At 45.3% G+C, this 25,285-nt stretch carries 32 protein-coding genes; 16 read left to right on the forward strand and 16 right to left on the reverse strand.

What is annotated here, in order from left to right:
• Nucleotides 1–6: 6 nt before the first annotated feature.
• Nucleotides 7–657 (forward strand): hypothetical protein, encoded by a 651-nt coding sequence (locus GWK48_RS09295; protein ID WP_174631638.1) that lies wholly within the window; start codon nucleotides 7–9, stop codon nucleotides 655–657.
• Nucleotides 569–1,357, forward strand: coding sequence for a 3-methyl-2-oxobutanoate hydroxymethyltransferase (panB, locus tag GWK48_RS09300; RefSeq protein ID WP_174631640.1), 789 nt, complete (start codon nucleotides 569–571; stop codon nucleotides 1,355–1,357). The genes GWK48_RS09295 and panB overlap by 89 nt, the downstream gene beginning before the upstream one ends.
• Here panB and GWK48_RS09305 read toward each other — a convergent pair.
• Together GWK48_RS09305 and GWK48_RS09310 are read right to left on the reverse strand one after the other, a co-directional pair.
• A complete protein-coding gene (locus GWK48_RS09305; protein ID WP_174631642.1) occupies nucleotides 1,336–2,133 on the reverse strand; it encodes a 4-phosphopantoate--beta-alanine ligase in 798 nt (265 codons plus the stop codon). The two genes, panB and GWK48_RS09305, sit on opposite strands and share 22 nt — an antisense overlap.
• Entirely contained in the window at nucleotides 2,088–2,831 is a 744-nt protein-coding gene (locus tag GWK48_RS09310) for a GHMP family kinase ATP-binding protein (protein WP_174631644.1), read from the reverse strand. Before GWK48_RS09310 ends, GWK48_RS09305 begins: the two co-directional genes overlap by 46 nt.
• A 53-nt stretch (nucleotides 2,832–2,884) precedes the next feature.
• Between GWK48_RS09310 and GWK48_RS09315 the strand changes: the two genes are divergently transcribed.
• Nucleotides 2,885–5,137 carry a 4Fe-4S dicluster domain-containing protein gene (locus GWK48_RS09315; protein WP_174631646.1) on the forward strand — a complete coding sequence of 751 codons (2,253 nt, stop codon included), beginning with the start codon at nucleotides 2,885–2,887 and terminating at the stop codon, nucleotides 5,135–5,137.
• Nucleotides 5,137–5,703 (forward strand): nucleotidyltransferase family protein, encoded by a 567-nt coding sequence (locus tag GWK48_RS09320; RefSeq protein ID WP_174632731.1) that lies wholly within the window; start codon nucleotides 5,137–5,139, stop codon nucleotides 5,701–5,703. Before GWK48_RS09315 ends, GWK48_RS09320 begins: the two co-directional genes overlap by 1 nt.
• Here the strand turns inward: GWK48_RS09320 and cutC are convergent.
• The 7 genes from cutC to GWK48_RS09355 form a co-directional block, all read right to left on the reverse strand.
• The gene (cutC, locus tag GWK48_RS09325; RefSeq protein ID WP_174631648.1) at nucleotides 5,648–6,160 is read right to left on the reverse strand and encodes a glyceraldehyde dehydrogenase subunit gamma; all 513 of its coding nucleotides are present in this window, start codon (nucleotides 6,158–6,160) and stop codon (nucleotides 5,648–5,650) included. The two genes, GWK48_RS09320 and cutC, sit on opposite strands and share 56 nt — an antisense overlap.
• A gap of 4 nt (nucleotides 6,161–6,164) precedes the next feature.
• On the reverse strand, nucleotides 6,165–7,001 hold the full coding sequence (cutB, locus tag GWK48_RS09330; protein WP_174631650.1) for a glyceraldehyde dehydrogenase subunit beta: 837 nt from the start codon (nucleotides 6,999–7,001) through the stop codon (nucleotides 6,165–6,167).
• Nucleotides 7,002–7,172: 171 nt separating this feature from the next.
• A complete protein-coding gene (locus GWK48_RS09335) occupies nucleotides 7,173–7,307 on the reverse strand; it encodes a YHS domain-containing protein (RefSeq protein WP_246263794.1) in 135 nt (44 codons plus the stop codon).
• 15 nt (nucleotides 7,308–7,322) lie between these two features.
• Entirely contained in the window at nucleotides 7,323–8,048 is a 726-nt protein-coding gene (gene cobA, locus GWK48_RS09340) for a uroporphyrinogen-III C-methyltransferase (RefSeq protein WP_174631654.1), read from the reverse strand.
• Between the two features lie 97 nt (nucleotides 8,049–8,145).
• On the reverse strand, nucleotides 8,146–8,736 hold the full coding sequence (locus GWK48_RS09345; RefSeq protein ID WP_174631656.1) for a hypothetical protein: 591 nt from the start codon (nucleotides 8,734–8,736) through the stop codon (nucleotides 8,146–8,148).
• A gap of 4 nt (nucleotides 8,737–8,740) precedes the next feature.
• Nucleotides 8,741–8,983, reverse strand: coding sequence for a hypothetical protein (locus GWK48_RS09350; protein ID WP_174631658.1), 243 nt, complete (start codon nucleotides 8,981–8,983; stop codon nucleotides 8,741–8,743).
• Nucleotides 8,984–8,992: 9 nt separating this feature from the next.
• Nucleotides 8,993–9,814: a phosphoheptose isomerase family protein gene (locus GWK48_RS09355; protein WP_174631660.1), complete on the reverse strand. Its 822-nt coding sequence runs from the start codon at nucleotides 9,812–9,814 to the stop codon at nucleotides 8,993–8,995.
• A 52-nt stretch (nucleotides 9,815–9,866) separates the two neighbouring features.
• Between GWK48_RS09355 and GWK48_RS09360 the strand changes: the two genes are divergently transcribed.
• Together GWK48_RS09360 and taw21 are read left to right on the forward strand one after the other, a co-directional pair.
• Nucleotides 9,867–11,003: an amidohydrolase family protein gene (locus GWK48_RS09360; RefSeq protein WP_174631662.1), complete on the forward strand. Its 1,137-nt coding sequence runs from the start codon at nucleotides 9,867–9,869 to the stop codon at nucleotides 11,001–11,003.
• Nucleotides 10,969–11,754, forward strand: coding sequence for a tRNA 4-demethylwyosine(37)-methyltransferase Taw21 (taw21, locus tag GWK48_RS09365; RefSeq protein ID WP_425487478.1), 786 nt, complete (start codon nucleotides 10,969–10,971; stop codon nucleotides 11,752–11,754). Before GWK48_RS09360 ends, taw21 begins: the two co-directional genes overlap by 35 nt.
• On the opposite strand, the gene GWK48_RS09370 is transcribed toward taw21, so the two are convergent.
• Nucleotides 11,738–11,971, reverse strand: coding sequence for a hypothetical protein (locus GWK48_RS09370; RefSeq protein WP_174631664.1), 234 nt, complete (start codon nucleotides 11,969–11,971; stop codon nucleotides 11,738–11,740). The genes taw21 and GWK48_RS09370 overlap by 17 nt on opposite strands.
• Nucleotides 11,972–12,235: 264 nt before the next feature.
• Between GWK48_RS09370 and GWK48_RS09375 the strand changes: the two genes are divergently transcribed.
• Both GWK48_RS09375 and GWK48_RS09380 read left to right on the forward strand, forming a co-directional pair.
• On the forward strand, nucleotides 12,236–13,519 hold the full coding sequence (locus GWK48_RS09375) for a glutamine synthetase family protein (protein WP_174631666.1): 1,284 nt from the start codon (nucleotides 12,236–12,238) through the stop codon (nucleotides 13,517–13,519).
• Nucleotides 13,520–14,488: an alcohol dehydrogenase catalytic domain-containing protein gene (locus GWK48_RS09380; RefSeq protein ID WP_174631668.1), complete on the forward strand. Its 969-nt coding sequence runs from the start codon at nucleotides 13,520–13,522 to the stop codon at nucleotides 14,486–14,488. It begins immediately after the preceding gene.
• Here GWK48_RS09380 and rtcA read toward each other — a convergent pair.
• Entirely contained in the window at nucleotides 14,469–15,479 is a 1,011-nt protein-coding gene (gene rtcA, locus GWK48_RS09385; RefSeq protein ID WP_174631669.1) for an RNA 3'-terminal phosphate cyclase, read from the reverse strand. The genes GWK48_RS09380 and rtcA overlap by 20 nt on opposite strands.
• An 11-nt stretch (nucleotides 15,480–15,490) precedes the next feature.
• Between rtcA and GWK48_RS09390 the strand changes: the two genes are divergently transcribed.
• Nucleotides 15,491–15,931, forward strand: coding sequence for a hypothetical protein (locus GWK48_RS09390; protein WP_174631670.1), 441 nt, complete (start codon nucleotides 15,491–15,493; stop codon nucleotides 15,929–15,931).
• Here the strand turns inward: GWK48_RS09390 and GWK48_RS09395 are convergent.
• The 4 genes from GWK48_RS09395 to GWK48_RS09410 all read right to left on the reverse strand — a co-directional run bounded on the left by GWK48_RS09395 (nucleotide 15,908) and on the right by GWK48_RS09410 (nucleotide 18,819).
• Nucleotides 15,908–16,960 carry a Y-family DNA polymerase gene (locus GWK48_RS09395; RefSeq protein WP_174631678.1) on the reverse strand — a complete coding sequence of 351 codons (1,053 nt, stop codon included), beginning with the start codon at nucleotides 16,958–16,960 and terminating at the stop codon, nucleotides 15,908–15,910. The genes GWK48_RS09390 and GWK48_RS09395 overlap by 24 nt on opposite strands.
• The gene (locus GWK48_RS09400) at nucleotides 16,957–17,793 is read right to left on the reverse strand and encodes a PfkB family carbohydrate kinase (RefSeq protein WP_246263795.1); all 837 of its coding nucleotides are present in this window, start codon (nucleotides 17,791–17,793) and stop codon (nucleotides 16,957–16,959) included. Before GWK48_RS09400 ends, GWK48_RS09395 begins: the two co-directional genes overlap by 4 nt.
• A gap of 212 nt (nucleotides 17,794–18,005) precedes the next feature.
• Complete coding sequence (locus GWK48_RS09405; RefSeq protein WP_174631680.1) at nucleotides 18,006–18,392, reverse strand: CBS domain-containing protein; 387 nt, start codon at nucleotides 18,390–18,392, stop codon at nucleotides 18,006–18,008.
• Nucleotides 18,393–18,576: 184 nt separating this feature from the next.
• Nucleotides 18,577–18,819 (reverse strand): hypothetical protein, encoded by a 243-nt coding sequence (locus tag GWK48_RS09410; protein WP_174631682.1) that lies wholly within the window; start codon nucleotides 18,817–18,819, stop codon nucleotides 18,577–18,579.
• A gap of 254 nt (nucleotides 18,820–19,073) precedes the next feature.
• On the opposite strand from GWK48_RS09410, the gene GWK48_RS09415 reads away from it, so the two are divergent.
• The gene (locus tag GWK48_RS09415; RefSeq protein ID WP_174631683.1) at nucleotides 19,074–20,435 is read left to right on the forward strand and encodes a RuvB-like helicase; all 1,362 of its coding nucleotides are present in this window, start codon (nucleotides 19,074–19,076) and stop codon (nucleotides 20,433–20,435) included.
• Here GWK48_RS09415 and GWK48_RS09420 read toward each other — a convergent pair.
• A complete protein-coding gene (locus GWK48_RS09420) occupies nucleotides 20,421–20,894 on the reverse strand; it encodes an NUDIX hydrolase (protein ID WP_174631685.1) in 474 nt (157 codons plus the stop codon). The genes GWK48_RS09415 and GWK48_RS09420 overlap by 15 nt on opposite strands.
• A gap of 165 nt (nucleotides 20,895–21,059) precedes the next feature.
• Between GWK48_RS09420 and GWK48_RS09425 the strand changes: the two genes are divergently transcribed.
• From GWK48_RS09425 to tatC, 6 genes are all read left to right on the forward strand, one after another.
• The gene (locus GWK48_RS09425) at nucleotides 21,060–22,097 is read left to right on the forward strand and encodes a glycosyltransferase family 2 protein (RefSeq protein ID WP_174631687.1); all 1,038 of its coding nucleotides are present in this window, start codon (nucleotides 21,060–21,062) and stop codon (nucleotides 22,095–22,097) included.
• A 71-nt stretch (nucleotides 22,098–22,168) separates the two neighbouring features.
• Nucleotides 22,169–22,516 carry a transcriptional regulator gene (locus GWK48_RS09430; RefSeq protein ID WP_174631688.1) on the forward strand — a complete coding sequence of 116 codons (348 nt, stop codon included), beginning with the start codon at nucleotides 22,169–22,171 and terminating at the stop codon, nucleotides 22,514–22,516.
• A gap of 69 nt (nucleotides 22,517–22,585) precedes the next feature.
• On the forward strand, nucleotides 22,586–23,185 hold the full coding sequence (locus GWK48_RS09435; protein ID WP_174631690.1) for a hypothetical protein: 600 nt from the start codon (nucleotides 22,586–22,588) through the stop codon (nucleotides 23,183–23,185).
• A gap of 382 nt (nucleotides 23,186–23,567) precedes the next feature.
• Complete coding sequence (tatA, locus tag GWK48_RS09440; protein ID WP_174631692.1) at nucleotides 23,568–23,870, forward strand: twin-arginine translocase TatA/TatE family subunit; 303 nt, start codon at nucleotides 23,568–23,570, stop codon at nucleotides 23,868–23,870.
• A gap of 74 nt (nucleotides 23,871–23,944) precedes the next feature.
• A complete protein-coding gene (locus tag GWK48_RS09445; RefSeq protein ID WP_174631694.1) occupies nucleotides 23,945–24,298 on the forward strand; it encodes a twin-arginine translocase TatA/TatE family subunit in 354 nt (117 codons plus the stop codon).
• On the forward strand, nucleotides 24,282–25,097 hold the full coding sequence (gene tatC / locus GWK48_RS09450; protein WP_174631696.1) for a twin-arginine translocase subunit TatC: 816 nt from the start codon (nucleotides 24,282–24,284) through the stop codon (nucleotides 25,095–25,097). Before GWK48_RS09445 ends, tatC begins: the two co-directional genes overlap by 17 nt.
• The last annotated feature ends 188 nt before the right edge of the window (nucleotides 25,098–25,285 follow it).

The raw sequence follows: 25,285 nt of genomic DNA on the forward strand, positions 1-25,285 counted from the left end.
TATTCATTGATAGGGGGTTTAAAGGACAGATTAACGGAAGCGACTTTGAAATTTGATAGGGCAAAGGTCATCCTAAAGGTAGCTTTGGACATAGTTGATGAGAGGGGTAGAAGCGAAGTAGGGGACTTTGACTACAGGACATTAGTCGCTAGGCTCTACGAGCTGGGGCATTCCTTTGAACCCAAGATGATTTTGAGGGCCCTTGAGAGGGATTACGGTATAATTGAGACTTCCTATAAATCTTCTAATCAACATTGGTGGAGGTTCATTGACGTAGATGAGGTGAGAGATTTTCTGGGTCAAGAGGAAGAGGACCCGGACGTCATGTTGATTAAGGCCCAGGCAGCCAGCTTGTCCTTGGACGAGTTAGAAAGGAAGTTAATAACCCTTCAGCAGAGAGGAATGAGGAGCGACATGGATAAGGCAATCTTCAGGAAGATAGCTTTTGAGGATTTACCGCTTTTGGTCGAGATTTACAAGAAGTCCATCCAATACGAGGAGACGAAAAATATATCCATGAAAGTGAAGAAAATTTTAACGTTAGCCTCTAAACTAACAAGGATTAACAATGCAAAAAATAACAATAAGGGACTTCCTGAAAAAGAAAGGGAAGGAGAAAATAACGATGTTAACAGTTTACGATTACTCGATGGCTAAGGTTCTCTCGGAGACGAACATTGACGGGGTTTTGGTCGGAGATTCCTTAGGTATGAATGTTCTGGGTTTCCCTTCAACCCTTCAAGTTGACATGGAACACATGATCCACCACACCAGGGCTGTCAGCAGGGCGTCCGTGAGGCAACTCCTTGTCGTAGATATGCCTTTCATGTCCTACGAACCTTCAATAGAGGTTGCCGTGAAGAACGCTGGGCTCCTTGCTAGGGAAGGGGCTGATGCCGTGAAACTTGAAGGAGGGATTGAGGTCTTCGATAGGGTGAGGGAGATTGTCAAATCTGGGATTCCGGTTATGGGTCACATAGGTCTGACCCCTCAGAGGTACCTTACACTGGGAGGATATAGAACAATAAAAGATGAGGGAAGGCTTGTAGAGGACGCCATGGCGTTGGAAGAGGCTGGAGTCTTCTCTATCGTAATTGAAAATACCTTAGCCGAAATCGCCCAGAAGATCACTGAAAAGGTCTCAGTGCCCACCATATGTATAGGTGCAGGTCCGCACTGCGATGGACAAATACTAGTAATACACGATCTCTTAGGACTAGGGGATATATCTCCATACTTCGCCAGAAAATATCTGGATCTGAAAAAGGAGATAAGGGATGCAGTGGAGAAGTACGTCGCTGATGTGAAGTCTGGAAGCTTCCCTAGTGAAGAGAATTATAAGACTAGGGACAGTTGAGCTAATCTTTCAGACATGAACTTCATCGCCTCCCTAAGCACAGCCTTGTTATTGTAATTTGAAATTAGCTTTTGAACCTCATCCTCTTTCATTTTCTTCATTTCCTCGACCTTTTTTATTAATAAGGGAAGAGCCCTAGTTACGTTATCCACTATGGTTACATTCGCAGTTAGGGAAGTCCTAGATAGGGGATTCAAGTCAATGGCTATGACTTTTTTCCCCATTTTAACGAGAGCTTCCGTCCTGTCTCCGTCCTCCATACCCAACAGAACAACATCTGCGGTGAAAATCCCCTCTCTACTGACTTTTCTTCTCTCGCTAAATAATTCAGGTATCACCTCTGAAGTGTCATCTACTCCTAGAACTTTCTTCGCCCCGTGGTCTTCTAACACCTTCTTTATGGCCAACTCCCTTTCCCTGTCTCTATAGAACAGGTTAACCTCTATCTTAGCTGGTATTATCTCACTTAACCTCACCACTTCAGCAGGGACAAGGGACGCCATGTTACCGTTCACAGATATAACAGGGTTCTTTGCGGTTATTAGAAGAGCACTTGCGTTCTCTATTGCAGTTTCTGCAAACCGTTCAGTCTTCTCCCCAATAATATAGTCAAAGCACTCCCCTCTTCCGTGAGCTATTAACCCTTGTGGAACCACAACGTGATTCTCCATGGCCTCAACCAACTTCTCCCTAACCAAGATAGAATCCCTTCTGGGGTGGTTTTCCGGGACTACTCCACGAATGCCCCTTGATTTGCTATCTTGTGTCTTATCCATGATTCAGATTCAGGTGATCCCAATTTAAGGATTAAGCCTTTTTTCCTTATGGAGTCGGGATAGGGGCTTTTGAATCCCATGGCTTCGGTGAATCTCCTAGAACATGAAATGAAGTTCTGAAGGGAGGGGCTTTTCTTGAACTCATCTATTAACTCCAGGGCCTGTTTAAGCGGTTTGAGGATACTTCTGGTAGGAATTGCTTCAATAGGTTTAGAATATAGCTGGTCACTTTCCAATTCAAATATAGTGATCCTGCCGTAAGGAGGAACTCCTGGGGACTCCCTAAGGACTAGATTCCTTCCGTAGTATTGCGAGACCACATCTCCCAGTCCGTTCCCTGAGACCACTTCGCTTTCATGTGCGACTGAGATGGCATTATCAGGATTCATGGAGAACAACTCTGATGCACCTAAAGCGTAGGCAATACTAATGGACGCACTCATTCCGTATCCGTATCCCAAAGGAACTGAGCTTTGTAAGTCTACTTTCAACTTTCCCAATTTAGCTTGTAGGATTTCTTGATTCGAAATCTTCACCAACTTACCGTTTAAGTATATTCCCTCCCCTTGGGTTACGCGAGCGTAAGAGAAGGGCTCCAGTATTAATGTCAGACCAATTGACCCTGACTTCTTAGGCTCTTCAAGGTCTATTGGATACCATATCCCGGAAACACTAATTGGTATTACAATGTCCACCATTAGGACACACTAGATATAAACAAATTTAAATCCAAAGATTTATTGATCTTCAGATGCTATTAGACGCTTCCATCTTCAGTAGGGCCTTGTCCGTAATGGGTTTGGATACTGTACGGAAACAGTTGATCCAGGGGGAGAGGGAGGTTATAGTAGGCAAGGGGACGTCCATGTCAGGTTCTATACTGCAGTTCATGAACCCTAAGGTGATCTCTCCTCCCTCCCGTTTTGAAGATGGAAGCGTTTTCAGAATTGAAAGTAACAGCGGAACCTACTCAAGATTATTGGTCCCATCTGGGGTAAGCTTTAAGGACTTGATAGAAAGGCTTTCAAGGGACGGGCTGTTCCCGGCCCTTTTCCCCTTATACCTTGAGGGCACAGTCGGAGGTTTTGTTGCGACCAACGGGTCAGGCTTCGGAAGCTATAAGTTTGGATTTGTAAATTTTAGAAAGACTGTTCATGAATTGAAGGATAACATGTCAGTTTCCTTACTCGCGGTGAACTACAGCGAGTTAATAGAGACAAGAGAGGAGTCGAAATTCTCTTGGGCTGGGATAGTTGGAAAGGACGGAGAGGTATTCTACTATGTTCCTACAATATATTCTAGCCTCGTGAATAAGAAAGAAAGATCGTTAGATACAATGGAGCTGATAAAGGAGCTGTCCTCTCAAATAGAGAAGACCCTAACTCCCGGTAAGATACCAGTTTGTTTAAGGTCGGATACACTCCATGATCTACCCTTCCTTGAAAGGACTGTGGGATATGTTATAAACTACAACTCTCCTTCTAGAATGTACGTCCAGTGCGGTTCCATAGACAGGGACAAACTTGATGACCTGTTTTCGTTTTTAAAGAAAAATCCAAGGACATACCCCTTCCCCAATTTACAGGATTATAATGAATTACAAAAGATTCTAATAAATAAATTTGATAATAAATTGAACTTACCCAAGAAAGTCCAGCCAATAAAGGTTGAGTACCTGGACGCTTTAAAATGCGTCAGTTGTGGAAAGTGCCTAGACTCATGCCTCGCATATAAGGTTACACGTGACTTTACGAGGTCCCCTCCTGGGAAGTTCAGTAGGTTATTCACTGGTTATACGGAATTTGAGGCTTGTTTTGGATGCATGGAATGCCAAGACGTTTGTCCTGAAGGGATAAAGATCTCCGCGATTACTGAGGTACTTCCAACACTTGCCGAGAGGAAGAACCCAAGTTCCATAGACACTCCCAAAGTCTCCTTAAGAGTTAGGGAAATGGAGAAGATGGTTGAAGCCAAGTACAGGAACAGGGCCCCTGTGATGTTGTTTGTTGGGTGCGCGTCCAAATATGATATGCAAGGGGTTGAGGGGTTTCTAATGTTTCTTTACGAACACGGAGAGGGAATTAAGTTATCTCCTAGGGTGAGGGTAATTGACGGTATGTGTTGCGGATACGAGAAATATATAGCAGGAGATGTAGAGGGAGCTAAGCAGGATGTGGCGAGAATTAAGGAGTTAAAAGAAAAGCAAACCCTACAAGACGTGTACTTCCTCTGCCCAGAGGGGCTATACGTCTATAACAAACTCTCAGGAGATAGAGGAGTCCTTGCGTATGAATTGTTGAAAGATAAAGTTCAGGGAGATGTCCATGCGGGTTGCTGGGCTAGAAAGCTGGGTTATGAGGGAAAGGATAAGGAATGCGCAGGACTCTTTATGACCACATATCACGGTAAGCCTGTTCCAATGAGAAACAAGAATCTCCTTACCATATGTCCATTCTCTACGTGGAAGTTTAACACGACTTCAGTTTACGGTTCCTTTTCAAAGGGGGAGATCAAGGAACAGGTAAGTAAGGAGGTTGAAATAAACGAGGAGGAGCTCATAGAGTGGATGACCGAGGCCTTGAGAAACTCAGTTCTGATGTCGGGTGATGACGTCGCGGAGAGGGCAAACTCGTGGAGTCTAGGTGGTAAATCTTACTTCGTCCTACTAACTACGCCTTTAATAAGAAAAAGGTTTACAGGTCTAATAATTCAGAGAGTTTCCTTAAACAGAGATATCAAAAATTATTTCATGAAATTAGTCAACAATAGCGTACTACTTATTGAGAAAGCTGATAGGTGGAGCGAGATAATAAACGGAATGAACTTTGATGAGTTGGCAGAGGAGTTAATAAAGAGGGTAGCAAACTCCAGTAGGCTTGAGTATGAGTCAAGGAACTTAGTTAGCGGTGATGAGTTCAAGAAGGCCTTGAGGGATGAAGTACTTAAGAAGGTTGTAACTCCTAACGTAATCCAGGAAATAGTGAAGAACGTGGCGTACTCATGATGACCTCTATCGGGGCAGTTATACTAGCTGGCGGGGACTCAACCAGGTTCGGGAAGAACAAGCTACTAGTGAAATTGAAGGGCGTTCCCATACTGTTGAGAGTGATCTCGGCAATACCTCAACCTAGGATAATTGTGGCTGGAAAATACGCCGTGGATATTATAGCGCAGTTTCCAGACGAGATCGTCATCTACAATCCCAACTGGACGTTAGGTATGTCTACTTCGTTGAAATTGGGTTTGAGGTATTTTCAAGATAAAGATGGAGTTCTGGTAGCCTTAGGCGACATGCCCCTACTGACTAGGGAGATCGTTGAGAAAATAGTTAGCTCCTATACCAATAACTGCGTAGCTGTCGTCCCTACCTACAAGGGAAAGTGGGGAAACCCAGTGATCCTCTCCAGAGCCCTTTTCTCAGAGGTGGAGAAATTACAAGGAGATGTTGGGGCTAAAAATATCCTAAGAAGAAAAATGGAAAACATATGCTTTGTGGAGACAGGTGAAGAAGTCCTCATTGATGTTGATACTGAGGCTGACCTAGTCGAAGTTTCTCGGAGGCTGCCTTAATAGCCTCGACTATGTTCTGATATCCAGTGCATCGGCAAAGGTTTCCAGAGATCCCTTCTCTTATTTCCTCCTCAGTGGGGTTCGGGTTTTCCTTAAGTAGCCAGACGCTCTGCATAATCATACCTGGGGTGCAGTAGCCGCACTGTAACGCGTGATGGTCCCAGAAAGCCTCCTGGACTGGATGTAACTTTCCGTCCTTTGCCAACCCCTCTACAGTGACAATTTCGGAATTGTTAGCTTCCACAGCGAGTAGGGTACAGGACTTGACGCTCTTCCCGTTCATTAATACGGTGCACGCCCCACAGTTGGAGGTGTCACATCCTATGTGTACTCCGGTGAAACCCAGATCTCTCAGCACATGTACCAATAGCCTTCTAGGCTCAACCTCGGTCTCTAAGGTCTTTCCATTTACCTTTAACGTGATCTTTACTTTTTGGTCCTTTTCATAGACTTTCATAAAATCACCTCTTCAGAGCCTCAAGAAGAGCCCTCTTGGTCATTACTTTCGTCATCTTCTTTTTATACTCAGCTGATCCCCTAATGTCTGAGGTCGGGTTGGCATATCCCATGGCTTTCTCCGCTGCCTCTTCGATCAGCTTTTCATTGGGTTCCCTGTCTAAGAGTACTTTCTCAGCTTCGAGAGCCCTAACGGCCTTGTTGTTTACAGCGGTTAGCCCTATCCTCAAGTCCTTGACCACGTCTCCTTCCCTTCTCATGAGGACAGCTACCCCCACTATGGCGTAGTCTCCAGCCCTCCTTTCAAGTTTCTTGTAGGAAAAGGTATACCCTGCGAACTCCGGGGTTATGACCTCCTTCACAAGTTCCCCTGGCGCCAGATCTGGGGAGAACATGTCCTTGGCGAAATCTTTGAAGGGGACCTCCCTTTCTCCCTTGGTTCCCTTAATCTTCACCGTCGCATCCATAGCAATTAAGGATGCTGGGTAGTCAGCTGCAGGGTCAAGGTGAGAAATTACTCCTCCGATAGTCCCCATGTTTCTTACCTGAGGGTCAGCCACTGTGGAGGCAGCTTCGCTCAATAGAGGTAAGTTTCCCTTAAGAATTTCGTAGTGAGTAGTTAAAGCACCTATATGTATCTTGCCTGCCTCCCTCCTCATGTAGTGAAGATCGTTGAGTCCCTTCAGTTCAACCAAGTAAGAAGGCCTCAGAATTCTTAACTTTAGCATTGGAATAAGGCTATGTCCTCCAGCTAAAGCCTTAGCGTCCTCATGGGTCTCTAGAAACTCGTTTGCCTCATCCAGCGAGTCAGGTATTACATATCCGAACTTAGGCGGGTACATGAGATTAAGTAAGGCACATCATATAAATGTTTTCAGGTCATGGGTGATGCTCAAGGTTAATTTTTCCCCTTTATCTACTTGGGAATAGAATAAACCCATAGAGAGGACTCCGATTTGCTTCGACCCAACACTGTCCAATATCTAGAGCCAACATAAGCTAAGACCAACTAGTCACTTCGCGTATTTTTCAGGTCTCTTTTTAAACTCAGCCATGCACATGGGACTGCAGAAGTAGAACGACTTACCCTTGTAGTTGTAAACGTAAGTAGTGTGAGTGACCTCCTCTCCGCAAACAGGATCCTTCAAGGTTCCCACCATTATTTATTGGTACTTCCACAATTTATCTCTTAATTTAATTACCTCCCCAACCACGATAACAGCAGGTGCCTCAACCCCGTTCTCGAAAACGCACTGATCAAGGTCCTTTAAGGTGCACGCAAAAACTCTCTGTTGCAGAGTGGTACCCCTCTCGACTATGGCCGCTGGAGTATCTGGGGATCTCACTTTAAGGAGTGCCTCCTTGACCTCCTCTATTTTGGAGACGCCCATCATAATGATTAGTGTTCCCTTTTTGGGAATGTAATCTAGGTCTATGCCTGACCCTTCAGATTTAGAGCCCGTAACTACAGTAAATCCAGACGAGAACCACCTTGAGGTTACAGGTATGCCAGCGTAGGCTGGGGCCGCGATGGCACTTGTCACTCCAGGCACCACTTCACATGGAACTCCTCGTTGGATGAGGAATGAGCACTCCTCTTCTCCCCTCCCGAACACGTAAGGGTCTCCCCCCTTTAGTCTCACAACCAATTTTCCTTCTAAGGCCTTGCGTAGAAGGAGATGGTTTATCGCGTCTTGACTTTGCGACTCACCCAAGTTCTTTCCAGCGTAAATAAGCTCAGCTTCGCCCCTGACTAGTTTAAGTACTTCCTCAGAGACCAACCTGTCGTAAACCACAACGTCACAACTTTTTAGCATCTCCATCCCCTTCAATGTAAGTAACCCAGCGTCTCCTGGTCCTGCCCCCACGAGCACTACCTTTCCCTTCATCTATCTAAATTCAGGGGGAAGGAGTAAAAAGCTGATCTTTCAAATGAGGGGAAGCCTTAGTATTTAACGTGGAGATCTCATCGTTTCCTGGACCAATTCATATGGCGTTTATTCGCCTAACTACGTATAGACCGAAGGCAATTCCTTCCAGTAACTTCACTCCATACACTAAAACTAAGACGTCATTTAAAAGAACGGTCTGGGAGATCTGAAACAAGGAGGAATAAATGTATAGTAAAAGCACGAAAAAAAGGTCCGACGCGAAGCCTAGGGAATACAGGATGAACCTCTCCATGAACTTCAACGATGTAATAACGTACCCTATCATGAATCCCCCTACGAACTGGGAGAGGAAAGATCCTACGAAAAGGACCTGGTAGTTCAAAGTGTATGAGTAAACCCATGGAGTCAACCAGGGTACAATCAGGCCTATCCCAGCTACAATTATCATCCATGCCCTCCTCCTGATCAGAATTGATGCTACGGGTACGTTCTCTCCGTCCTGGTTTTCCGCATACTTATCAAGGGGTGTGTATCTATAGAGTGTGTACCATCCAAGAACTCCTCCGGAGAGGACGGGACCCTGATAGGAGATTAATCTGATTAAAGGATCCCCAACGCTATACACAACAATGGAGACCAGGAGGATTGAAAACCCTGCGATCAACCCTAACTTAAGCTTGTTCATCATATCACGGCAGGTGTATTATGTATACCATCATATTATTTTCGTTATCCTTTTTTAATATCTTCACTCCCTGCTCTCCCATGGCTGTAGCCCACATCTCAACCTGGTCAGACTGTACCCCAGGAGTCGCCAGAACCTTCACCTCTCTATTTCCACCTGATTCAAGCCAGTACTTCATTAAGGTTACTGCAGGGGAGTTCGCTCCGCATCCTCCAGACTGTTTAGTTAAGTCAATCTCGTCAACCACTCTCGACACCTAATATATCATATCCGAGCTAAACTTTAAGATGTTTTTGTTTTCTAAGAACCATATTTTGTCCCAATTTCTTTGTTTCATTTCTTCAATAATTGAAAGTACTACGGTCTCAGCGTTACACAAGGAAGATTTACATGGGGAGAAGAGAAAGTTCTCGTAATTGTAGTTCTCTATGGTCTTTTCCCGCCAATCTCCGGAGGAGAGGAAGACAACTCTTCTCCCTCCTGAAGAGAAGACCGGAGAGTGAAGGAACTGTTCTAATCTCTCTGCGTTACTAATTTCCCCAAATATCTCAGCCATTTTTAAGTAGGCAAAGTAGGCCACACCGTAGTTCTCTCCTCTGCCCACGAAGAAGGGTGACCTACCTAGCTTCATAGGCTTACCCCTTTCCGGTTCCTCCCATATTCCGGCTAAGGAGTAAAGCGTTTTGAGAGTGGCAACAAATGAAAGAGTTCCAGGAAGGGTCTGAGCAGGCTGGTAGGGCACCTTTACCACCCTGTCGACTAAGTTTAGTAACTTGGAGTTTTCGCTCGCTGTTACCAGAACAATCTCAGATTTGCCTCGTAGCTTTTCAACCAAAGCTAGATATACCTTGGGCTTAGCAGAGACTGACACGATAATCAAGGTATTTGGAGGGTTCCAATCCAGAAGATCGTAGGGATCCACGCATCTGAACCTCCCCAAGCTCTTACCCTCAAGGGCTAGACAAGCTGCGAAGGAGTCTCCGGAACCTGTGATCACTCCTCCTTCTATGCGTTCACTAACCTCGGACTTCAGGTCTGGAATGCGTTTAGCTTCCTCCTCTAAAGCCTCTATGTACATATGTTCTAGTAACCAACAAAAACTTAATTCGCTTTTTGTAATCTCTCCTGAGTTGAAGATCCTCATCAAGGCGAAATTGGCATACGTTAAGGACGAGGTTCTTAGAGGAGTATATCTTGGGATAGATAACTCGAAGCTGGTCTCAATCACAAGGGAGGAGCCAGAGGAATTTGAAGACGCGGAGCTCATACTAGGGGGAGAAGATAGGATACTGTCCCCCGGATTTATATCCGTGCATACCGTGCTGTCCTTATACCCTTTCAGGTATAACCTAGTCTCAGGTAGACAAAATGTAAACGATGTTATATCCGTGTTGGGGCAGAAGGATGTTTACTCACTGTCCATGATGGGGGCATATCACCTCCTTAGGTCAGGAGTAACTACTGCGGTGACTGCGGATCCTTTCCCGGAGAGCGTAGCTAGAGCCATGATAAAGGTCGGGATCAGACCCATCATCGCGGTTCCAGTGAACTGTAGCTGGGGTTCCTCTGACTGGAAGAGGGAGTTCAAGGTTCTTTACGATAGGTGGAAAGGTCAGGATACCAGGATTGTCTTTAAGCTCTGCAGTCAAGAGGAAACCGACGAAGTGGTCGGGTTGTCACGGGAGTTTAAGGTCCCCATCCTAGTGGACAGGTTAGTTGACCTTTCCCAAAGTAAGGGGTTGACCAGCAATGACCTAATAGTTGGTATGGGCGGCGCGTCCAGGGGGGATCTGGAGTTCATAAGGGAGAGGAAGCTTGGAATTTCTTTCCTCCCGTCCATTGAGGTATGTAAATTCACCTTGGGCGCCTTACTCCCCTCAGTATCCCTTGACCTTAGCCTTAGTTATGATATTAGAAGGGAGCTAGGCTACGCTGTCTCCAGACTGTTATTGACACCTGAAGAGGCAGTGAGGTCTGGGACTCTGTGGGGTTACAGACAGTTGAGGTTAAATTACCCCCTGGAGCTGGGGGTCACGCCGGATTTCGCCCTCTACCAGGTAAACGAACCTCCATTTTATCCTTTGGACTATAGCTCCCCTTACGAGACTCTACTTTTCTCCACGGGAGTCCCAGAAACTGTGGTGGTTGGGGGAGAGCCAGTTCTCGACGGCACAGTCCCCTTAAACGTGGGCTTGAAGGATGTAGAGAGCGCACAGGAGATAGTGAGGGATATTGGAGGGAAGAAGTCAACTCTGGAAAAAAATTGAGATTGTTGGAGACATAGCCATAATTCCGGTTCCCTTCCACTTCGACCCAGACGAGTTGAGGAAGTACGCCCAGGAGGTCATGGATAGGACGAAGGTGAAGTCCGTGTGGGGGCGTAAGAGGGACGTTGGAGGGACTTTCAGGCTCCCCACCTATCTCCATTTGGCAGGAGATGAAAGAAGCGACACCCTTTATAGAGAACACGGCTCTCTCTTCTACCTGGACATTAGGAAGGTCTTCTTCTCCCAGAAGCTGACCTTCGAGCACAGGAGAATAGCTGAAGCTGTTAAAAGGGACGAGATAGTCGTAAACATGTTTTCAGGGTTCGGTGCCATCTCGATTCTCTCCTATAAGATCGGAAGACCGAAGGTGGTTTACTCCATTGACTTAAACCCTCACGCTTACTACTATATGATGGTTAACGTAGAGCTCAACAACGCTTACGGCGTGATCCCAATTTACGGCGACGCCTTTAGCAAGATGAGGAAACTAGAGGAGGCAGACAGAATAATATCTCCTTTACCAGAAAGGGATAAAGAGGCGTATTCGGTAGCCATGGAAAAACTTAAGCCTGGAGGAACGTTGCACCTTTTCGCTGAAGTCAAGGTAGAGAGGGGAGAGGATCCAGTAGTCAAGGCAATGTCTAGGTTTCCTGGCTCCGTGAACGGTAGGATCGTTAGGAGCACTAATCCTGGAAAGTATCACGTGGTTCTAGATATCGTTAAAAAACCAGGTATTAGAGAAGGGATTTGATCCACTCCCCCGCGAAAAGTGTGGCCTTACTGAAGTCGGTGAAGATGCCCACCTGGATTTTTCTTCCCATGAACTTTATCTCGATAACGTAAAAACTCTCATTATCCCTCCTTAAAACTCGGAAGTATACCTCGTAATTGCCAAGTGTCGTCCTCTTCCTTTGACAAGCCATAACACCTAGGTTCATAATCTCCAACTTATTTAGGTCTGGTTCCATGTAGTTAACTTTGGCGCAGAATTAAATTAACTTTAGTATCCAACGTGAATTACCAAAAAGTTCTACTCTTTAAACAATATTTACTGACCAAGAGCTAATAAACTCAGTGGCGTGAACCTTTATCCTGTCGTGGGCTCTAGCGTTCTAAATGGGTATCTAAAGTTGTTATTACAATTGGCGAAAGCTTCGCCTTTGGGGCTGAGAGGAGGTCTGATCCCAGATTTAAGGCTTTTATTTTCTGCTAATTCACATATCGAGATAGATTTGTCAAAGCCAGAATTAATGGACGCGTTAAAATCAGGGAGAGTGGATTACGTAAGAGTTGAGTTCATTGATGTTCTAGGACACGTGAGGGGTAGATCCCTGAGGAGAGCAGAGTTTGAGAAGGTGATTAATGGAAACGTTGGAGTGCCCTACGCGGAATCTCTCCTCGTTCTGGACTACCGAGATAAACCTCTGAAGACGGAGTATGGTGATGCCTTGGCTTTTCCAGATCCTCAGTCATTCGTGATAATCCCTTACCTTGAGAGAACGGCTAGGGTGCTATCATTCCTATTTAGCCCTGACGGTACGCCCTCCAAATATTGCACCAGGAGCCTCCTGCAGAGGGCAAACCAGAAACTGGAGGAGAGAGGGTTGAAATTGGAAGTAGCTTTTGAGCCAACCTTTTACCTCTTAAAGGAGGAGGAGGGGAGCTTAAGACCTTCGGACAACAGTAAGGCGTTCTCTCCAGAGGGGCTCATGGATCAGCAGGTTTTCTTAAAAGATGTAATAAAATATCTTGAACTAGTGGGAATTGAGGTAGAGATGATAAACAAGCACTATGGACCAGGACAATACGAGATAACATTCTCAGCGAAGGAGTCCCTAGGAGCAGCTGACGAATTGGTGACAGCCAGGGAGGTAATTAGAGACGTTGCTAAACTTCACAATAAGCTAGCCACCTTTATGCCTAAACCTTACTCCACCCACCCAGGTAGTAGTATGGACATATATCTTAGGTTGACTAAAACGGACGGGACTGACGTGATGCTGGATCCTAATGACCCTAAGGGTATAGGACTGAGCAAGACAGCTTACAGCTTTTTCGGAGGTATATTGGAACACTTGGGAAGTATTCTAGCTATAGCCTCCCCAACAATAAACTCTTACAAGAGATTCAAGGACGTGATCACGCCCGGCTTGGGAGGGATAGGGACGGAGAGACATTATATCTTGAGGATACCCAGTAACTTGAAGGAGAACAGATCTGTGGAGTTCAGGCTGGCAGACCCCCTGTCCAACTCTTATCTGTTGCTTTCCGCATTGATCTACGCCGGAATGGAAGGCATAGATAAGGGACTGGACGCTGAAGTAGACAACGTTGTTGTAAATATACCTAGGGACATGAGGGAAGCACTGTCCAATCTTGATAAGGATAGCTTGAAGTATAACCTTGATGAAAAGCTCGTGAGCGCCTTTTTAGAGCTCAAGAGAAGGGAGATCGAGGATTATGAGAGTTTCATTACGGAATGGGAAAGGGATGCGTATTTAAAGGCCGGATGGTAAATGTTAGCCGCTGTTTTTAGTGAAAGAGGGAAACCCCTTCAGCTACAGGAAGTTTCAGACCCATTAAATCCGATAAGGGTGGGAGCTACAGGCCTTTGTCACGGGGACGTTCATATAATAATGGGGGACTGGGGATGGGATGTTAACGTCTCCCCTCCATTAATTTTAGGTCACGAGATAGCTTTAGTTGACGACCAGGGTAACACCCACCTTCTATACAACTCCAAGGGGTGCGGAGTTTGTAAGCAGTGCAGGTCTGGTTTTCCCCAATACTGTGAGAGGCTTAAGGTGATAGGTGTCCACGTTAATGGAGGTTTTGCCAATTACATGGAGAAACCGGAGGGTTATCCTTTGGTTCCGGTTAAGGGAAATCCTGCAGACGTAGCTCCCCTCGCTGATGCCGGTACCACTGCGGTTAACAGCGTTGAGGGAATCAGTGAAGGCGATGTGGTAGCCGTGTTAGGGACCGGTGAGGTAGCTCTTCTATCCATACAACTTCTAAAGCTTGTGGGCGCTGAAACTTGGGTGGTCGGTAGAAACCAGAGTAAGTTAAGGAAGGCGAGGGAACTCGGGGCAGATGAGGTAATTTTCTCCAAGGGACAGTACTCAAGCAGTCTGTCTGAGTCGGCTGGTCTTAAGAAATTTGATTATATTTTGGACTACGTTGGTAGTGACGAAAGTCTGAGGGACGTCCCCTGGCTGTTAAGGAGAACGGGAGAGTTGAGAATTATTGGTGAATTTGGTGGCGAGCTTAGGATACCGGAGCAGTTGTTGGTTTTAAGGGGTCTGAGGGTGAAGGGAATCCTGTACGGTTCCCTATCCCACATGAAGGAGGCAGTAAGGATTTACGAGAAGGGAATGCTAAAGACTCTATCAGTCCCTTACTCATTGAGTGAAATAAATCAGGCAATTTCAGACTTACTTGAGGGAAAGGTTGTGGGGAGGGTAGTTATAATACCCTCTTTCTGATTTCAATGTGGAACGGTTTGTCGCCTTTGAGCGAAACTTCAATGTCTAAAAATTTCCTTATTATGGACAGGTTGGTCTTGCAGTGTTCAGTGAACTCCGAACCTGTGTAGCTAAGGTTAGCGAAAAAGCTGAAGTTCATTATCATATCGGACATATGATCGTCCAGCGACGCTTTAGTTTCTAGAACTTTGAGGAGTCCCTTAGCTGATCTCTCCCCCACGGTCTCAGCCCTCACTCCTCTCTCTCCTAGACTGCTAGACCCAACCACAGAGGAGCCTATACCAGAGAGAGTTATCCCTGAGCCCGTACTTTCCTCAGCCCTCACTTCCTCCTCAATGTGGATGGGCACAGCCAAGGTTTTTAAAACCTCCCTGGCACCTTCTGCCTGCCTCCGGGCGATATGGCCCGGGAGGGAAGAAACGTGAGATACTCCTCTGACCTCAACCAGAGTTCCAAACTCCTTTAGATTAAGGTCTACAGGGTTTCCCCTAAAGCTGTCAAGGAGTACTTCTCCTCCTCCCTTCGGGTAATGTCCCCTCCTCAGAAGTTTGATCTTTCCTCTAATACCCATTTTCTCGATTACAGGGAGATACACTAGTCTCATGTAGTCTATGGGAGGGGAGAGAGGAACATCTGTACCACCTAAAATTCTCAATGTGGTTCTCCTGTTTATCATGAGCGGAATTGCAGTCACGGAAACTAAGCTTACGCTCCCAGCCGTGCCTATATCTATGGTAAAGTCTCCCTCTTGTATCTCCTTAGGACGAAACTCCAGGAGAGTGGAACCTAAAAAGTCTCCCTTGACTTCCGCGTCAGCTAGGAGCTTAGCGACCTTCACTGAGGCCAGATGCTGTGCCTGTAGGCCTGGGTTCTTTCTCCTTATCCTAATGTTGTTAAGCCTGAAGGGCCTTCCTGTCAACGCTGATAGCGTAAGTGAAGTCCTAAGTATCTGTCCTCCCCCCTCACCGAAAGACCCATCTATTTCTAGCATGAGGTAAATTTGTGAAAGTTAAAATAAAGTCTCTAGGCTACCTTAAGGGTAGGGATTCTCTAGTCGTCATCCCATTAGCTGAGTCCGGAAAGTACGTCCTATGTCTCAATTTCTTCGAGGATGTGGAGGACGGTAGGTTGGCTAGGTTCGTCATAGTGGAGGATAAATATGGGGAACTGACCGACGTCAAACTCGTGGAGGGGGACGAGGTGATGGTGGAGGCGGAGGAAGTGAAGGGCGATATGGACACGTTATCCAAACTTATAAGGATAGAGAGGGCAAGAAAGTCGAGTGTCGTCCCTCTCTTTATAAACGTGGAAGTGAAGGATGAGATTAGGGGAGACGGGAGAGGCGTTAGAGGGTACTTCAATTACGTCAGGAAATATGGACAGATAAACCTTCAAAAATTAAGGGGAAAGTTGACCCTCTCATTTGAGGAAGTCCCTGAGTGACGACGATCTGGTCACCTTACCTAGCCTGACACCAACTCTCCTCAATTTCCTCTTGTCGCTCTCTATGATCTTTCTTAGGAGATCAGAGGATATTTCCAAGGCCTTGTCTTCCTCAACTCCGAACTTGAGGCTTTTTCCTCTGCTAACAATATCTAAGTCCTCCATTATTGCCACGACGTAGATCTCCCTTGGAAGTCCATCAATCTTGGCGAAAGCCTCCTCGATCGCTCTCCTCAAGTATGGTAGTATCTCTTTCATTTCCCTGGTGTTTTTCCCTAATGTAACGTACCTTCCCTTGTGGTGCTTCTCCTTAGGCCTCACAGGCTCCATGTAAGTGTTGTTAGCCAGGCTAATGAGGTATATAGCCTTACTCTTCCCCACAAGTCTAGCTAGTTCCTCAAACTTTACACGCTTAACTTTCCCAAGCGTTGTGATCCCCTGTCCCTTCAAGACGCTCTCCAGTTTTCCTCCGATCCCCGGTACTTTGGATATGTCCAGTTTCTCAACGAAATCGTTAACCTTGTCGTTTCTCACTATCCCGAGGCCGTTGGGCTTATTCATGTCAGCCACAATCTTAGCTATAACCTTGTTGGGGCCTATACCAACAGTGACTGTGATTTTCTCCTTGTCAAGTATTTCCCTCTTTAGTTCCATAGCTATTTTTTCAGCTTCCTGAAAATCCCTTGCTCTCCTGGTTATGTCCAGGAAGGCTTCATCTATACTAGAGACCTCCATCTGATCCCCATATTTTGATATTATGCCCATAATACGTCCTGAGACCTCTGAGTAAATCTCCTTTCTCATGGGGAGGAACACAGCGTCCTCCCCTAGCTCCTTAGCCTTCACGATCGGCATACCAGCCTTGATGCCTAACTTCCTAGCTTGATAGTTCGAAGTCGCCACTGCCCCACTATCCTTTGTTCTCCCAGAGTAGACGCAAACAACTACAGGTTTTCCTCTCAAACTCGGATTTAAGACCTCCTCCACTTGGGCGAAAAAGTAGTCTATGTCCACAAATAATACAATCATCTACAATTAATTTTCGCGTTTGACTTTTTGAGCCTTTCCATAACCTCATGGATAGACGGGGAGCTAACCCCGCCTAACCTTTCAACCTTAATTGCCGAGGCCACTATGGCAAACCTAAGCGCCTCAGAGACCTCAGAATCAGTCGAGTACTTAACGTTGAAAGCTGCATCGAAGACGTCACCAGCCCCTGTGGTGTCCAGAACGTTTACTTTTAACCCATCACCCTGACACTCCACTCCATCTCCGAAAACCGCTGCTCCGTTAGCCCCTCTCTTAACCACCACTAGCTTAGAGTTCACCCTGCTTCCAAGTCTCTTGTATTCCTCCGAGTTGACAAAAATAACGTCCACCTTTTCCCCTCCGTATTCTGACGCGTAAGGGCCTGGATCGTAGGTCACTAGTCTCGCACCTTCATCGTATATCACAGATGAGGGGGGAATTGATGCGAAGTGTATTACGTCGAACATACCTCTCATTTTGCTAACGTCCTCTGCAGTTGGCAATAGGATAGGATTAGTCCTCCTTATCATGGAAACTTTGCCGTCGCTTCTAAGGAAAATTAGGGTGATGTTGGGCTCCTCGTTTACTTCTTCCAAGTAGTCCAAACCCACTCCCTCCTCAGCCAATTGGGTCATTAACGCCTTGACTATGGGAGACTTTCCAACTTTGGTTAGGATCTTCGAGCTGTGCCCTAGCCTTAGCACGCTTAGGGCGTAGTTTGTGGCAGACCCTCCTGGGAAAAGTTTCAGCAGATCGGTGAACATCGGCCTGTCCGGCTCAGGGATGCCCTCCGCCCTAACGAGTATATCCACGTTAAGCTTTCCTACAGACAAATGTACAGGAATGCTCAGCTAGCCGCCACCTCGTCACAGTTCTGCATCTATCAAGATCTCGTCACTGCTATTTAACCTGATCTATTCCGCCTTTTAACCATTTAACAACATAGTTCAATCATAAAAGTCTGTGGTAAATCTTTCAATCTCTCTAATTTTTTACGCCCTAAAGCTGGGATAGATCTAGCGTAGGTCAAAAGGAGGAGTACTCTTCAACTAGTCTGGCTTGAAACGGTTTCAGCATTTTTCTGGATTGCGTATAAGACGTCCTTAACAGTAATAACTCCCTCCACTTTACCCCTCTTCATGAGGAGTAGACAGTCCAATTTGTTCTTTATCATCAAACTTAGAACATCAAGCAGATCCTCATTTCCGTTGACCGTAATAATGTTTCTATTCATGATCTCCTGGACTTCACAACTTAGTCTTTCAGGACTATCCAAGTTTTTCGTGCTCAGCCACCCAATTGGTGTCCCCTTCCTCACAACGAGGACAATATCGATTCCTCTCCCTTTCAGCTCCCTAACAAGATCAGACACTTTAGTCCCCTCCTCGACTATGAAGGGCTTAGTAACGCGTATGTAATTACTATGTGACATAGGTAATTGTAATGTTAAATTTTTAAATACCTTTCTCCTCTTGATTCAAATGAAACTATACAAACCCTTACCTGTACCTTTTAAGAAACGTTATAAATATACACATAGCTCTAATGATAGAAAGATATTTATAGCAGTTCCCATCAGTCTGAGAATTTGTTGAAAATGAAGAAAGTCCCTTTAACTACCCCCTTTTTAGCGACATGCATACCCCGCTTAGTGTATACACCTTAGAACGGGCGTCACTTAGACAGGGTTCTATATCCAACAGCTGTGCTTCCCTCAAAATTCTCAAGGCCTCCCTAAGAGTTCTATCAGGAATTCTCGCCTCAGTCTTTAGTTCTTGAAAGGTAGCCTTCCCCCTTATCTCAAGGATTTTGAAGACCAGCTTGGCTGAGCATGGAAGTTCATCGATTTTGATGGGCATAGAGACAGGAGGGATTTTTGACTTTTAAGATTTACTAACTTAACGTTAATAATGTAACTATTGTGATTTAGAGAGCTTTGGAAGTCGAGGTGGCCACGATTCTAGTCCATTTCACACTGTAAAGTTCATCTTAGCTAACTAGCAGAGACGTCCCTATGCCAGTGCGAACTTTAGCGGAATCAGGCTTAGTACATTTCAAGTAAAGAGAAGAGTTAAATTCAAAAGTATCACAGCAGAACTATATTCGATGTCCCATGGCGGAAATAAGGGAGGTAAGGAAGATCGAATCTCAGGAAAGGGCAAGTATACATAGTCACATCTCTGGTCTAGGCGTTGATGAGAGCGGAAAACCTAAATTCAAGGCTAACGGTCTAGTGGGACAGATTGAGGCAAGGGAAGCTGCTTGGGTAGTAGTTCAACTTATTAAGCAGGGTAAGATGGCAGGGAAAGGGATCCTACTTGTAGGTCCCCCAGGTACAGGGAAAACTGCCCTCGCCGTGGGAATAGCTAGAGAGCTGGGCGAAGACACTCCTTTTAATACTCTCAACGCCTCTGAGATTTACTCAGTTGACCTAAAGAAGACTGAAGTCCTAACTCAGGCCATAAGAAAGTCCATAGGTGTTAGGGTAAGACAGAGGAGACTGGTTTACGAAGGAGTGGTAAAGGAAGTGAGGATGAAGGTAGCGAGAAGTAAGCTTAACCCGTATGTTCAGATGCCCAGGGAGGCCGAAATCAAACTTGCCACCAAGGACGAGGAGAAAACCCTCACAGCTGGGGAGTCCATAGCTGAGCAGTTCAACAGGCTTGGAATAAGGAAAGGAGACGTAATATGGATAGACGCAGAGACCGGAAACGTAGTTAAGGTGGGAAGGGCTAAGGAGATCGAGGGAGCTAAGAGCTACGATATAGATTCAGTGAGGTCTGTGGAAATCCCAGGCGGTCCAGTAAAGAAGGAAAAGGAACTTACAAATACTCTCACACTTTATGATTTAGATCTAAGTTTGGCCGCTCAAAGCATTTCCATCACCGCGTTATTCTCGTTATGGAGTGAAAGGGAAATAAGCCAGGACATTAGGAAACAGGTAGACAGCTACGTGAAGGACTTAATAAGCAAGGGGAACGGTGAGCTAATTCCTGGAGTCCTTTTCATTGATGACGCACATATGCTGGACATGGAGACCTTCTCCTTCCTAACCAAGGCCCTAGAGGCCGAACTTGCGCCTATCCTGGTTCTTGCCACAAACAGGGGTACCACTAAAATAAGGGGCGCCGAGGTAGAAGCTCCCCACGGCATGCCGTTAGACTTACTGGACAGGTTGCTCATAATTACCACGAGACCCTACAGCAAGGAGGAAAGCAAGGAAATCATTTCCATAAGGGCAGAGGAGCTTGACGTTGAACTGGACCAGTCGGCCCTAGAGGAGTTGACCAATCTATCTCAATCAGAGAGTCTAAGGTACGCTATCCAGCTACTGGAACCTTCCCTAATCGTAGCCAAGAGAGCCGGTAGAAACGTAGTTAAGGCGGATGACGTAAGGGAGGCGTCGAGGCTCTTCGTTGACGTAAAGAAAAGCGTAAAATATGTAAAGGAGTACGAGAACCTATTCCTCAAGTGATGACTGGTCGACGGCTTGGAATTGATGACTTGATCGTTGCCGGGCTGAGAGATAGTCCTTAATAATCCTATACGTCATCCCCCAAATGACGTATCCGGAGTAGACGTAACGTCCACCTTGATCCACGAGATCCTTTGGATCTATCCAAAAGTATTTGGCTACCTCATTGTCTGGGGTCACGTCAGTACTGTCAGTTTCGCCCAGGTATACCGCAACGTGTAGATCCTTTCTGTTGTTTGGCCAATAAATTCCAAGGAATTGGATGTTCTTTGGAGTAAGCCCAACCTCTTCCTTAACTTCTCTCAAGGCAGTTTCCTCACAACTTTCCTGACCGTCCCTGTGACCACCTGGGAGGGCCATATGACCGCTCCAAGGGTCTCCCTTTTGTTCAGCCCTTTTTATTATAAGTAGCTTTCCGTCGTTACTTTTTATCAGGATGACTGCAGCATCGCATTCCATGTAAATAATTAAAGTTTTTAGATATATATTTTCTAACTTAAGTTTTGTTCATTAGAATGACTACCATCTCTTTTATAAATGGAAGGGAAAACCTCGCCCTTCAGGGCGGAAAGGAGGTCGGCCAACCTTAAACTTTTAGGTTGATTGGGCGAAAGGGAAGGGAAAATGCAGGAAGTTTTTCTAGCTCTCATGGCTTTACCAGTGCTTGCCGATGTGCTGTTAATTCTTCAGATAATGAAGGAGAGGTCCTTCTTCAGGTACAACGGAAACTTCATCTCCTCAGCCTCTGTCATAATACCGATAAGGGGGAGTGAACCCCTGCTGGAGAAAACCGTAGGTTCCCTTAAGGATCAAGACTTCCCTGGCAATTATGAGGTCATATTTGTAGTGGATCCGGATCAGCCGGATCTGGCTGAGCGTTTGTCGAGCATGGGAGTAAAGGTTGTCTTAACGAACTATCCGTGCTCTAAATGTAGCGGGAAGATAAGGGCCCAACTTACCGGTCTGTTGGAGTCCTCTAACGATGTCATAGTGTTTGGGGACTCAGACACGATCTACCCCAAGGACTGGTTGAGAACTATGGTCGGGAATCTGGATAAAAACATGGCCGTGACTACTTTCTCGTGGCCTGTTCCCATAAGATTATCGTTGGGGAACCTAATTAGAGCCGGTTTCTGGACTCTGGGATATGAGTCCCAGGGGCTCGGTGGAACTTTCCTGTGGGGTGGATCAATGTCCTTTAGACGGGAACTTTTTGATGAGACGGTAATCCGGGAACTGTCAAAAGAATGGTGCGACGATTGCACTCTGACCAGGATCGTGAAAGAAAGGGGAGGGAAAATCGCATTTCAAGCCAAGTCCATACCTCTAAACGTTTATGACGAGAACAATCTGTGGTCCTGGTCCTCAAGACAGGTAATTACCATCGTAAAATACTCCAGGAGGGGGGCAAAGGCTTTCATTGTCATCGGGTCCTTTATGTTAATTCTTCTAGCTATCTTCTTACTTACCCTAAACTTCGTGTTCCTTACGCCTTTGCTCCTCTGGGTTTTAAAGAACTTTGCGAGGTCAAGGAAATTGGGAAAATATTCATTAATACCCTCAATCCTTTCCGTTGTGGGGCTCTACTATGGATGGCTGAAGTTACTGCTAGACTTTAAGAAGAGGAACGTAGTTTGGAGGGATAGGGAGTACACTCTTTAACGGGGTTTAATGTACACATTTTACCACATTTATAGATAACTTTAATTAGGTAACATAGATATCTACTCGTTATGCCTTTGGCTTGCGAGGTAGGATCTAAGGAAGTGGTGCCAGCCATACGGTCAATAATAGTCAAGGAGTTACTTTTAATGGGGGTATCTTACTCAAGGATATCCAAGATGATGGGCGTATCGACAACTACAATATCAAAGTACAACTATTCAACCAACCCTCTAATAGAGATGATATCAAAGGACGAGGAGCTGATGGACGACATCAAGACCCTCTCTCTCATGGTAAACAAAGGATCTGCTAATTATCACCATATCTGTGAAATTTGTCACATGGTGAGGAAAAAATTTTTTACAGGCTCGCTTAGATGTCCTGTGGATGATGACGTTCTACCCCACGATGGATGAAATGACATAAGGGATAAAGCTGATTAAGAGGATCAATTACTATTTCACAGTGATGAGGTCGAGCACTGCATGAGTTGTGATGAGCGGACCACCGCTGAAGACTTCAGGATAGAACTCCATTTAAATCCATTCACTTTTAGGGAGACCACATTGAGATATAGGGTCATAGAGGAGGATAACTGGCTAAGGTTAACAGGGAAGGAGGGTGATTACCTAGCAAAGGACTTTGAAAGCTACGCCATTCTGCTCTTCCCTATCCAAATGATTCCTAGAGAAGTCCTAAACTCTCTAGACGTCAGGCTTACCTCCATCGACATGTTGAGGGAAGTGTTGATGAAACCTAACGTGTGGAGAGACTACCTGACCCTGAGGGTTAGGGAAGGGAGAGTTATCACGGCCGACTTAATGTTGGAGAATTTCATGGGGAGGGATCTAGTTAATGATATCATTGCAGATATTGGAGTAAAGTACGTGGAAGGACAGGACGGTTTGGAAATATCTTCCATCTTAACCAATTTCTCATGGAGAGAGTTGAATGAAGCCTTCAAAAGGATATCCTTTGCTCTCTCACTTTATAACCAGATTAGGCGCAATCAGGAAGAGATTGCTCTAAATTTGGCTAACTCTTTCATGACAAACTACAGGTCAAGGGATACAGGGCTTCCGTGAAATTACAGCATTTTATAAGTATTAAAGTCTGTATCTTAGACCTTCTCCTCATCCAGAAGGATGGGTTTGAAGTCCTGACAAGGAATACGACTCCACAAAGGGTGAGCCTCCGTCAATTCTAGTCTTTCTTACGGCCTATAAGTCCATGAATAAGGAAAGATATCAACGTAAGGACAAAACACGTCGCAATGCCTTCAACGAGACAGCAGATAAGGTGTGAGTCAGACCCCTAAAGATTAACACGTGCTTTCCAACTGGTTCAAATCAATACGAGAGGGTCAATTATGTAGCCCACTCTACATGGAAGCTTTAAGAGAGAGATGAAATTATAAAAAAGAAAGTTTTTAAACAACTGGTTAGATATTTTATATAACGTGATATAATGGTCGCAATTAACCCGTCGGATATAGCCATAATAATTATAGTAGCACTAGTGCTTTTCGTGGGGAGCAGCAAAATACCAGAGCTGTTCAGGTCCATGGGTAAAGCCTTAGGTGAGTTTAAGAAGGGTAGAATGGAGGCTGAAATGGAAATAAACCAGATGCAGAATCAGCCACCAGCCTCAACCTATCAATCGCCACAAAGTAATCAACAGAAAGCGGCTAGTCCCGAGGACCTAGAGAAGCAGATAAAGGATCTACAAAAACAGCTAGATGAAATGAAAAAACAGCAAAAAACTCAGTGAGCCATTATAGAGGTCACGTAAAGTAGGCGTAATTTTTTGTTTGTAAGTTAGGAAGGGGGAGGGGAGGCTAACAAATGATAGGTAGTCTGAGTGATGCCCTTATAATGGTAATAGTAGCTATACTGCTGCTTGGCGGGGAGAAGAATCTCTCCGGTACGGTGAGAAATCTTGGGAAGACCCTAAGTGAACTTAGGAAAAGGCAAGACGAATTCAAGAGGGAGCTCATGAAGGAGTTATCTGAGACCGGTGATATTACGCAGGAGGTGAGGAATGACCTCTCATTTAACTCTAATTCTGGGCCCATGGTAAGACCACTCTACAACCTCCCTAAAACGTCTGAGGAAGAGAAGATCAAACAACTAGAGGAACAGATAAGGAGGATGCAAGCGGAACTTGAGAGGTTGAAGAAGGGTGACGGAAAAAACTAGCGAGCTGCAGAAATCAGGAGAGAGGCCCCTGTTAGAACACTTGAATGAGCTTATATACAGGGCTAGGAGAGCTCTAATATCGCTTGTTTCGGCCTTCGTGATATTCTTCTTCTTCGGGATTAAGGAAGTGTCCTTCAACGGATTTAATTTCCCTATCCTATACCCCAATCTTTTCAACAGTATTTCCTCATATTTTATCAGGCTATTTATACATACTGAACTCCCACCTCAACTAAAATTACTGAACTTAAACCCCTTTGATACTTTGTTTTCAGCGGCTTACGTTTCCTTCTTCCTTTCACTTTTTATAGCTATGCCTATCATAATCCATGAGATATGGGGGTTTGTATCACCTGGGCTTTACGAAAACGAAAAAAAGATGGCTAAGTCCCTAATACTTCCAGCCTTCGTTCTGTTTGCTGCAGGTTCTAGTTTTGCGTATTTTATCATTATTCCTGTAATGATGAAGTTCGTACTTCTATATACTACTTCTTTAGGTGTTGAGCCCACACTTAGCCTGAGAGCATTTATCAATACCGTGATGTCGCTCATGCTAACGGTGGGTCTAGGCTTCGAATACCCCTTAATAATGACCATGTTAACTATGGCAGGGGTAGTGAAAGCCGAAAGTTGGAGGAGAAACTGGAGGTACGGTGTCCTGGGAGCGTTCATCATAGCTTGGTTTATATCACCAGGTACCACGGGAGGAGTCATAGAGACCACAATTGGGGTTACGTTGTCGACCCTTTACTTTGTAGGGGTAGCGTCATCCTATTTGGCCCAGAAAAGGCGTAAATAGCTGTATACATATGTATAATTTTTAAGTAACCCATCAGGGTTAGAGCTGCAGTTTGTATATTCCTGAAGTCAATTTGTTTAAAATTAATACAGTAATAACAGTTATACATGAACCTCCCAGTCCAAATCTGGATTGAATTTAGTTTGGTCATTGTATTCGTTGGTTTGGATATTTACTTGCTGATAGAC

Origin of the sequence: Metallosphaera tengchongensis, assembly GCF_013343295.1 — an archaeon.
In the GTDB taxonomy this organism is placed as follows: Archaea; Thermoproteota; Thermoprotei_A; order Sulfolobales; family Sulfolobaceae; genus Metallosphaera; species Metallosphaera tengchongensis.

Bases quoted from the DNA above. Each gene is read 5' to 3' on its own strand.
- rtcA (WP_174631669.1), bottom strand. From the start codon at position 15,479: ATGCTAGAAATAGATGGGTCTTTCGGTGAGGGGGGAGGACAGATACTT.
- cutC (WP_174631648.1), bottom strand. From the start codon at position 6,160: ATGAAAGTCTATGAAAAGGACCAAAAAGTAAAGATCACGTTAAAGGTA.
- GWK48_RS09435 (WP_174631690.1), top strand. From the start codon at position 22,586: ATGAGTTGTGATGAGCGGACCACCGCTGAAGACTTCAGGATAGAACTC.
- GWK48_RS09355 (WP_174631660.1), bottom strand. From the start codon at position 9,814: ATGTACATAGAGGCTTTAGAGGAGGAAGCTAAACGCATTCCAGACCTG.
- GWK48_RS09395 (WP_174631678.1), bottom strand. From the start codon at position 16,960: ATGATTGTATTATTTGTGGACATAGACTACTTTTTCGCCCAAGTGGAG.
- GWK48_RS09320 (WP_174632731.1), top strand. From the start codon at position 5,137: ATGACCTCTATCGGGGCAGTTATACTAGCTGGCGGGGACTCAACCAGG.
- GWK48_RS09415 (WP_174631683.1), top strand. From the start codon at position 19,074: ATGGCGGAAATAAGGGAGGTAAGGAAGATCGAATCTCAGGAAAGGGCA.
- GWK48_RS09445 (WP_174631694.1), top strand. From the start codon at position 23,945: ATGATAGGTAGTCTGAGTGATGCCCTTATAATGGTAATAGTAGCTATA.
- GWK48_RS09420 (WP_174631685.1), bottom strand. From the start codon at position 20,894: ATGGAATGCGATGCTGCAGTCATCCTGATAAAAAGTAACGACGGAAAG.
- GWK48_RS09410 (WP_174631682.1), bottom strand. From the start codon at position 18,819: ATGCCCATCAAAATCGATGAACTTCCATGCTCAGCCAAGCTGGTCTTC.
- GWK48_RS09305 (WP_174631642.1), bottom strand. From the start codon at position 2,133: ATGGATAAGACACAAGATAGCAAATCAAGGGGCATTCGTGGAGTAGTC.
- cutB (WP_174631650.1), bottom strand. From the start codon at position 7,001: ATGTACCCGCCTAAGTTCGGATATGTAATACCTGACTCGCTGGATGAG.
- GWK48_RS09405 (WP_174631680.1), bottom strand. From the start codon at position 18,392: ATGTCACATAGTAATTACATACGCGTTACTAAGCCCTTCATAGTCGAG.
- GWK48_RS09430 (WP_174631688.1), top strand. From the start codon at position 22,169: ATGCCTTTGGCTTGCGAGGTAGGATCTAAGGAAGTGGTGCCAGCCATA.
- GWK48_RS09310 (WP_174631644.1), bottom strand. From the start codon at position 2,831: ATGGTGGACATTGTAATACCAATTAGTGTTTCCGGGATATGGTATCCA.
- GWK48_RS09370 (WP_174631664.1), bottom strand. From the start codon at position 11,971: ATGGAACCAGACCTAAATAAGTTGGAGATTATGAACCTAGGTGTTATG.
- GWK48_RS09315 (WP_174631646.1), top strand. From the start codon at position 2,885: ATGCTATTAGACGCTTCCATCTTCAGTAGGGCCTTGTCCGTAATGGGT.
- GWK48_RS09380 (WP_174631668.1), top strand. From the start codon at position 13,520: ATGTTAGCCGCTGTTTTTAGTGAAAGAGGGAAACCCCTTCAGCTACAG.
- GWK48_RS09345 (WP_174631656.1), bottom strand. From the start codon at position 8,736: ATGAACAAGCTTAAGTTAGGGTTGATCGCAGGGTTTTCAATCCTCCTG.
- panB (WP_174631640.1), top strand. From the start codon at position 569: ATGCAAAAAATAACAATAAGGGACTTCCTGAAAAAGAAAGGGAAGGAG.
- cobA (WP_174631654.1), bottom strand. From the start codon at position 8,048: ATGAAGGGAAAGGTAGTGCTCGTGGGGGCAGGACCAGGAGACGCTGGG.
- GWK48_RS09425 (WP_174631687.1), top strand. From the start codon at position 21,060: ATGCAGGAAGTTTTTCTAGCTCTCATGGCTTTACCAGTGCTTGCCGAT.
- tatA (WP_174631692.1), top strand. From the start codon at position 23,568: ATGGTCGCAATTAACCCGTCGGATATAGCCATAATAATTATAGTAGCA.